The 7,418-nt window shown below is 71.9% G+C and carries 5 protein-coding genes; 3 read left to right on the top strand and 2 right to left on the bottom strand.

Going from position 1 to position 7,418, the window contains the following annotated elements; all coding sequences use genetic code 11:
* Nucleotides 1–25: 25 nt before the first annotated feature.
* Complete coding sequence (glpK, locus tag V6U89_RS29595) at nt 26–1,549, bottom strand: glycerol kinase GlpK (RefSeq protein ID WP_334576499.1); 1,524 nt, start codon at nt 1,547–1,549, stop codon at nt 26–28.
* Between the two features lie 40 nt (nt 1,550–1,589).
* The gene (locus V6U89_RS29600) at nt 1,590–2,357 is read right to left on the bottom strand and encodes an IclR family transcriptional regulator (protein WP_334576501.1); all 768 of its coding nucleotides are present in this window, start codon (nt 2,355–2,357) and stop codon (nt 1,590–1,592) included.
* A gap of 194 nt (nt 2,358–2,551) precedes the next feature.
* Between V6U89_RS29600 and V6U89_RS29605 the strand changes: the two genes are divergently transcribed.
* The 3 genes from V6U89_RS29605 to V6U89_RS29615 all read left to right on the top strand — a co-directional run bounded on the left by V6U89_RS29605 (nt 2,552) and on the right by V6U89_RS29615 (nt 6,759).
* Nucleotides 2,552–3,385: an MIP/aquaporin family protein gene (locus tag V6U89_RS29605; RefSeq protein ID WP_334576504.1), complete on the top strand. Its 834-nt coding sequence runs from the start codon at nt 2,552–2,554 to the stop codon at nt 3,383–3,385.
* 47 nt (nt 3,386–3,432) lie between these two features.
* Nucleotides 3,433–4,947 carry a glycerol kinase GlpK gene (gene glpK, locus V6U89_RS29610; protein ID WP_334576506.1) on the top strand — a complete coding sequence of 505 codons (1,515 nt, stop codon included), beginning with the start codon at nt 3,433–3,435 and terminating at the stop codon, nt 4,945–4,947.
* 87 nt (nt 4,948–5,034) lie between these two features.
* Nucleotides 5,035–6,759 (top strand): glycerol-3-phosphate dehydrogenase/oxidase, encoded by a 1,725-nt coding sequence (locus tag V6U89_RS29615; RefSeq protein ID WP_334576508.1) that lies wholly within the window; start codon nt 5,035–5,037, stop codon nt 6,757–6,759.
* The last annotated feature ends 659 nt before the right edge of the window (nt 6,760–7,418 follow it).

Genomic DNA, 7,418 nt, shown 5'->3' on the forward strand with positions numbered 1-7,418 from the left:
AGGTGGAGATCTGCGCCGCGACGGGTCATCCGTTGCCGGCTCGGGCCCCCGGCTTGATCCAGTCGAAGGTGCGCTCGACCGCGCGCTGCCAGTTGTCCCGCTCCTCGGCCCGGACGGCGTCGTCCATCTGGGGCACCCACCGGGAGGCGAGGTGCCAGTTGCTGCGCAGTCCCTCCAGGTCGGGCCAGTAGCCGACCGCCAACCCGGCGGCGTACGCGGCGCCGAGGGAGACCGTCTCGGCGACCATCGGGCGCACCACCGGCACCGCGAGTACGTCGGCGACGAACTGCATCAGCAGGTTGTTGGCGGTCATCCCGCCGTCCACCCGCAGCGCCGTCAGCGCCAGGCCGGAGTCGGCGTTCATCGCGTCGACCACCTCGCGGGTCTGCCAGCCGGTGGCCTCCAGCACCGCGCGGGCCAGGTGCCCCTTCGTGATGTACGACGTGAGCCCGACGATGAGCCCGCGCGCCTCGCTGCGCCAGTGCGGCGCGAACAGCCCGGAGAAGGCCGGCACGATGTAGCAGCCCCCGTTGTCGTCCACGGTGCGGGCGAGGGTCTCGATCTCCGGCGCGGTACTGATCAGCTCCAGCCGGTCGCGGAACCACTGCACCAGGGAACCGGTGATCGCGATGGAGCCTTCGAGGGCGTAGACCGCCGGCTGGCCGCCGATCTGGTAGCCGACGGTGGTGAGCAGCCCGTGGCTGGAGTGCACCGGTTCCGTGCCGGTGTTGAGCAGCAGGAAGCTGCCCGTGCCGTAGGTGCACTTGGCGTCGCCCGGCGCGAAACAGGTCTGGCCGAACAGGGCGGCCTGCTGGTCGCCGAGCGCCGCCGCGATCCGCACGCCGGGCAGGACGGCGGTCGCGGTGCCGTACACCTCGGACGAGGAGCGGATCTCGGGCAGCATGGCGGCCGGGATGTCGAAGAAGGCCAGCAGGTCCGGGTGCCAGGCGAGCGTGCGCAGGTCCATCAGCATGGTCCGGCTGGCGTTGGTCACGTCGGTCAGGTGCAGACCGCCGTCGGGGCCGCCGGTGAGGTTCCAGATCAACCAGCTCTCCATCGTCCCGAAGAGCACCTCGCCGCGTTCGGCGCGCTCGTAGAGGCCGGGGGTGTGGTCGAGCAGCCAGCGCAGCTTCGGGCCGGAGAAGTACGTGGTCAGGGGCAGCCCGCAGCGCTGCCGGACGTCCTCGGCGCCGGGCGCCTGGGCCAGTCTCTCCACCAGCGCGTCGGTGCGGGTGTCCTGCCAGATGATCGCCGGCGCCACCGGGACGCCGGTGCGCCGGTCCCACACCACCGTGCTCTCCCGCTGGTTGGCGATGCCGATCGCGGCGACCTGGCCGGCGACGATGCCGGCCTCGGCGAGGGCCCTCGGCACCACCTTGCCGACGTTGCGCCAGATCTCCAGCGCGTCGTGTTCCACCCAGCCGGGCCGGGGGAAGTGCTGCTGGTGCTCCCGCTGCGCCACCGAGACGAGGTTGCCCCGGCGGTCGAACACGATGCAGCGGGTCGAGGTCGTGCCCTGGTCGATGGAGACGACGTAGCTGTCAGTCATTCCTCGTCCTCTCTGGCCTGGCGGGGAGCAGGTGGACGGATCACCAGCGTGCGGCGCCGAGATCCCGGGACACCGCGCGGGCGGCGTCGCGGACGTACGCGACGAGCGTCGGGCGGGGTTGGCCCTGCCCGTCGCAGACGCGGTCGACCGGGCCGGAGAGCCCGATCGCGCCGACGACGAGGCCGCCGTAGCCGCGGATGGGTGCGGCGATACCGGCCTCGCCGAGGGTCATCTCCTCGATCTCGGCGCCCCAGCCGTTGTCCCGGATCTTGGTCAGGGCCTGGCTGAGGGCTCGGGCGGTGACCACGGTGCGCCGGGTGTACGGCTCGGGTTCGGCCTGCATGACGGTGTTGGCGGCGCCGACGTCGTAGGCGAGCAGGACCTTGCCGAGCGCGGTGGCGTGCGGCGGTAGCAGGGACCCGACGTCGAGGGTCTGGAGGGTGTCGTCGGGTCGGAAGACGTGGTGGACCACCAGCACCTTGCCGTCCAGCAGGGTGCCGATGCGGACGGCCTCGCCGCTGCGCGCGGCCAGCGGGTCGGCCCAGTTGATCGAGCGTGAGCGCAGTTCGTTGACGTCGAGGTAGCTGGTGCCCAGGTGCAGTAGCGCCGCCCCGAGCTGGTACTTGCCGGAGGTCTTGTCCTGCTCCACGAAGCCGACGTCCTGCAGGGTGCGGACGATGCCGTGCGCGGTGCCTTTGGGCAGGTCGAGGGACCGGGCGATCTCCCCGATGCCGAGCCGGCCGGAGCTGCTGGCGAGCAGGCGGAGGATCGCCGCGGCCCGCGCGATGGACTGCACCTGACCCGGCATGGGGCGGAATGCTAACGGCATTTCGGCAGCCGCAACAGTGTTCGACATTGTCGACCGGGGTTCGTTGACCCGGCCTCGAGGATTTCCTAGCGTTCACCGCACGGTGACGTCCGACGCCTCGGCGTAACCGACCCGGCCCTCCGCTTCCCCCCGAACGGAGAAGGCCGTCACCCCCACCACCTCTGGAGGCACCCATGGCGCAACGATTGAAAGTCCCCGGGCTCGTCGGCGAGTTGGCCGCCGAGTTCGCCGGCACCGCGATCCTCATCCTGTTCGGCGTGGGCGTGGTCGCCCAGGTGGCCGCGGCCGGGACCGGAGAGTTCGACAGCATCGCCTGGGCCTGGGGCCTCGGCGTCACGCTCGGCGTGTACGTGGCGGGCCGGATCAGCGGCGCGCACCTCAACCCCGCGGTCACCGTCGCCCTGGCCGTCTTCAAGGGCTTCTCCTGGCGCAAGGTGATGCCGTACGCGCTGGCCCAGACCGCCGGCGCGTTCGTCGCGGCCCTGATCATCCGGTGGAACTACAGCGAGGTGCTGTCCCGGTTCGACCCGGGCCTGACCAGCAAGAGCCAGGGCGTCTTCTCCACCCTGCCGGGCGCCGGTGTGACCGAGTGGGGCGCGCTGCGCGACCAGATCATCGGCACGGCCATCCTGCTGTTCCTCGTCCTGGCGGTCACCGACGCGCGCAACTCGCTGCCCGCCGGCAACCTCGCCCCGCTGATCGTCGGCCTGATCGTGGTGGCGATCGGCATGGCCTTCGCCGTCAACGCCGGCTACGCCATCAACCCCGCCCGCGACTTCGGCCCCCGCCTCGCCTCGTTCCTGACCGGTTACGAAACGGCCTTCCAGGACACCAGCGGATATCCGTACTTCTGGGTGCCCATCGTCGGTCCGCTCGTCGGTGGCGTCATCGGCGCCGGCCTCTACGAGCTGATCATCGGCCGCTTCCTGCCCAGCGAGGACGAGCTGGAGCCGGGCGCCCTGGCCACCGAGAAGGCCCCGGCCGAGGACGAGCTCGCCCGCGTCTGACCTCGCCGACCCGCATCCCCGCAAGGAACACAGAAGGAGACCCCCGAATGGCTGACTTCGTCGGCGCGGTAGACCAGGGCACCACCAGCACCCGATTCATGATCTTCGACCACGGCGGCAACGAGGTCGGCCGCCACCAGCTTGAGCACCAGCAGATCCTGCCGCAGGCCGGCTGGGTGGAGCACAACCCGCTCGAGATCTGGGAGCGGACCCAGACGGTCATCCAGACCGCGATGAACGAGCGCGGCCTGACCGCCTCCGACCTGGCCGCGCTCGGCATCACCAACCAGCGCGAGACCACGGTCGTGTGGAACCGCCGGACCGGCCGGCCGTACTACAACGCCATCGTGTGGCAGGACACCCGTACCGACCGGATCGCCTCCGCCCTGGAACGCGAGGGCAAGGGCGACGTCATCCGGCGCAAGGCCGGCCTTCCGCCGGCGACGTACTTCTCCGGCGGGAAGATCCAGTGGATCCTCGAGAACGTCGACGGGGTCCGCGAGGCCGCCGAGCGCGGCGAGGCACTCTTCGGCAACACCGACACGTGGTTGCTGTGGAACCTCACCGGCGGCACGGAGGGCGGGGTGCACGTCACCGACCCCACCAACGCCAGCCGCACCATGCTGATGAACCTGGAGACGCTGGACTGGGACGACGAGCTGCTGTCGTTCTTCGACATCCCCCGGGCCATGCTGCCGCAGATCCGTCCGTCGTCCGACCCGCGCTCGTACGGCAGCACCGTGAACGGTCCGTTCAACGGCCCGGTCCCGCTCACCGGCGACCTGGGCGACCAGCAGGCCGCCACGGTCGGGCAGGTCTGCTTCGCCCCGGGCGAGGCGAAGAACACCTACGGCACGGGCAACTTCATGCTGCTCAACACCGGCACGGAGATCGTCCGGTCGAAGGCCGGACTGCTCACCACGGTCTGCTACCAGTTCGGTGACGACGCCCCGGTGTACGCGCTCGAAGGCTCGATCGCGGTCACCGGCTCGGCCGTGCAGTGGCTGCGCGACCAGCTCAAGATCATCAGTAGCGCCGGGCAGAGCGAGATCCTGGCCCGCCAGGTGGCGGACAACGGCGGGGTGTACTTCGTGCCCGCGTTCTCCGGCCTGTTCGCCCCGTACTGGCGCTCCGACGCCCGCGGCGCGATCGTCGGCCTCTCCCGGTTCAACACCGACGCCCACATCGCCCGGGCCACCCTCGAGTCCATCTGCTACCAGAGCCGCGACGTGGCCGAGGCCATGGAGCAGGACTCCGGGGTGCACCTCGAGGTCCTCAAGGTCGACGGCGGCGTCACCGTCAACGACCTGTGCATGCAGCTGCAGGCGGACATCCTCGGCGTGCCGGTCAGCCGGCCGGTGGTCGCCGAGACCACCGCGCTCGGCGCGGCGTACGCCGCCGGCCTGGCCGTCGGGTTCTGGAAGAACACCGACGAGCTGCGCGAGAACTGGAACGAGAGCCGGCGCTGGCAGCCGGCCTGGTCGCCGGAGCAGCGCGATACCGGCTACGCCCGGTGGAAGAAGGCGGTCCAGCGCACCCTCGACTGGGTCGACGTCGACTGACCGCCCGCCCCGCCCCGCCCCGCAAGGATCCGGGCGGCCGGCGCCTGTCGCCGGCCGCCCCCACCCCTCCCAGGAGAGAGAAGACGGATGCACTCCGCGACACTGTCACCGGCCGCCCGTGAGCGGTCCCTGGCCGCCCTCAGCAGCGGCCAGGAACTGGACGTCCTGGTGATCGGCGGCGGCGTCACCGGCGCCGGCTGCGCTCTCGACGCCGTCACCCGCGGCCTGTCGGTCGGGCTCATCGAGGGCCGCGACTGGGCCAGCGGCACGTCGAGCCGGTCCAGCAAGCTCATCCACGGTGGCCTGCGCTACCTCGAGATGCTGGACTTCGGGCTGGTCCGCGAGGCCCTGCGCGAGCGGGGTCTGCTGCTGCAGCGGCTCGCCCCGCACCTGGTCCGCCCGGTGCCGTTCCTCTACCCGCTGCGCCACCGGGGCTGGGAACGCCTGTACGCCGGCGCCGGCGTGCTGCTCTACGACGCGATGAGCCTCTCCGGCACCCATGCGCGCGGCGTGCCGGCCCACCGGCACCTGAGCCGCCGCGGGGCGCTGCGCGCCTGCCCGTCGCTGCGACCGGAGGCGCTGGTCGGCGCCCTGCAGTACCACGACGCGCAGGTCGACGACGCCCGGCTGGTGACCTGCCTCGTCCGTACCGCCGCCGCGCACGGGGCGCACCCGCTGTCGCGGGCTCGCGTCGTGGGTCTGCTGCGCGAGGGCGCCCGCGTCACCGGCGCGCGGGTGCACGATCTGGAAAACGACCGGGTGTTCGAGGTGCGCGCCCGGCAGGTCATCAACGCCACCGGGGTGTGGACCGACGACACCCAGGCCCTCGTCGGCGAGCGGGGCCAGTTCCAGGTGCGCGCCTCCAAGGGCATCCACCTGGTGGTCCCGCGCGACCGGATCCGGTCCAGCACCGGCCTGATCCTGCGTACCGAGTCCAGCGTCCTGTTCGTGATCCCGTGGGGCCGGCACTGGCTGATCGGCACCACCGACACCGACTGGGACCTGGACAAGGCGCATCCGGCGGCGACCAGCCGGGACATCGACTACCTGTTGGAGCACGTCAACGCGGTGCTGGCCACCCCGCTGACCCGCGACGACGTCGAGGGCGTGTACGCCGGCCTGCGCCCGCTGCTGTCGGGGGAGTCCGAGGCGACCGCCAAGCTGTCGCGCGAGCACACCGTGGTCAGCCCGACGCCCGGGCTCGTGGTGGTGGCCGGCGGCAAGTACACGACGTACCGGGTGATGGCGCGCGACGCGGTCGACGAGGCGGTGCGCGGCTTCGGCGCTGCGGTACCCGCCTCCTGCACCGACCGGGTGCCGCTGCTCGGTGCCGAGGGTTACGTCGCCCGGTGGAACCAGCGGCGCCGGCTGGCGCAGCAGTTCGGCCTGCACCCCGAGCGCGTGGAGCACCTGCTGCGGCGCTACGGCGCCGCCGTCGACGAGGTTCTGGCGCTGCTGCGGGAGGATTCCACGCTCGGTGAGCCGCTCGACGGCGCGGAGGACTACCTGCGGGTGGAGGTCGTCTACGCGGCCTCCGCCGAGGGGGCGCTGCACCTGGAGGACGTGCTCACCCGGCGCACCCACATCTCGATCGAGACCTTCGACCGTGGCCTGCTGGCCGCTCGGCCGGCGGCGACGCTGATGGCGCCGGTCCTTGGCTGGGACGACGAGCGGGTCGACCGGGAGGTGGCGCACTACGTCGCGCGCGTCCGGGCCGAGCGGGCCGCGCACGACCAGCCCGACGACGCGGCCGCCGACGCCGTCCGGCTGGCAACGCCGGACGTGGTGCCGGCGGCGGCCATGGCGGCCTGAGCGGGCTCCGGCGGGTCGGCGGGTCTTGCGTGGTGGCCTCTTCGGCGGCCCCGAAGAGGCCACCACGCAGCTGGACCCGGGTGGGGCGCGGAATGTTCCCGATCGTCGTCCGCAGCGGGACAGTGGTTCGGGTGGACGCTCGGCCACCAGATCATCGACGGTGCGAGCCAAGCGGCTTGCACCGTTCGTGCTTTCGGTCACGGGTGAGCCGTGAGCCGAGGTGGCTGCATGGCGGTGCGCCGGCGAAGCCTGGGCCCGTGCCGTTTCCCGTTCCGTGACGACTCCGCCAGGCCGGTCGTGGGGTGGGTTGCACGTGCGGCGACCGGGCCCGGAACCCGCAGCGGGAAGCCAACTCCCGGTCTCTCCGCGGCGAAGACGCCCGCCCGGCATCGTTGCCGGCACACCCGGTCCGCTGGCTGACACAGATCCAACCCGGCGGTACTCGTTCCGCTTCCTGATCCGCGAGCTTGCCGCCTGCCGCCCGCCGCCCGGGAGTACCGGGTCTGCTGGCGCCCTCACTGGCGCCCGGTTTGATGCCGAGCGCCGGGTTTACTGACCGTGACGGCTGCAGGATCGACTCAACGAGTCGGCGTGATCTAGTGCCCCGTCATGCAGCCTTGAACGGGTAATCCGGGTGGCGGATCTTGGAGCCGGCGGCG

Source organism: Micromonospora sp. CPCC 206171 (genome assembly GCF_036906755.1).
In the GTDB taxonomy this organism is placed as follows: Bacteria; Actinomycetota; Actinomycetes; order Mycobacteriales; family Micromonosporaceae; genus Micromonospora; species Micromonospora purpureochromogenes.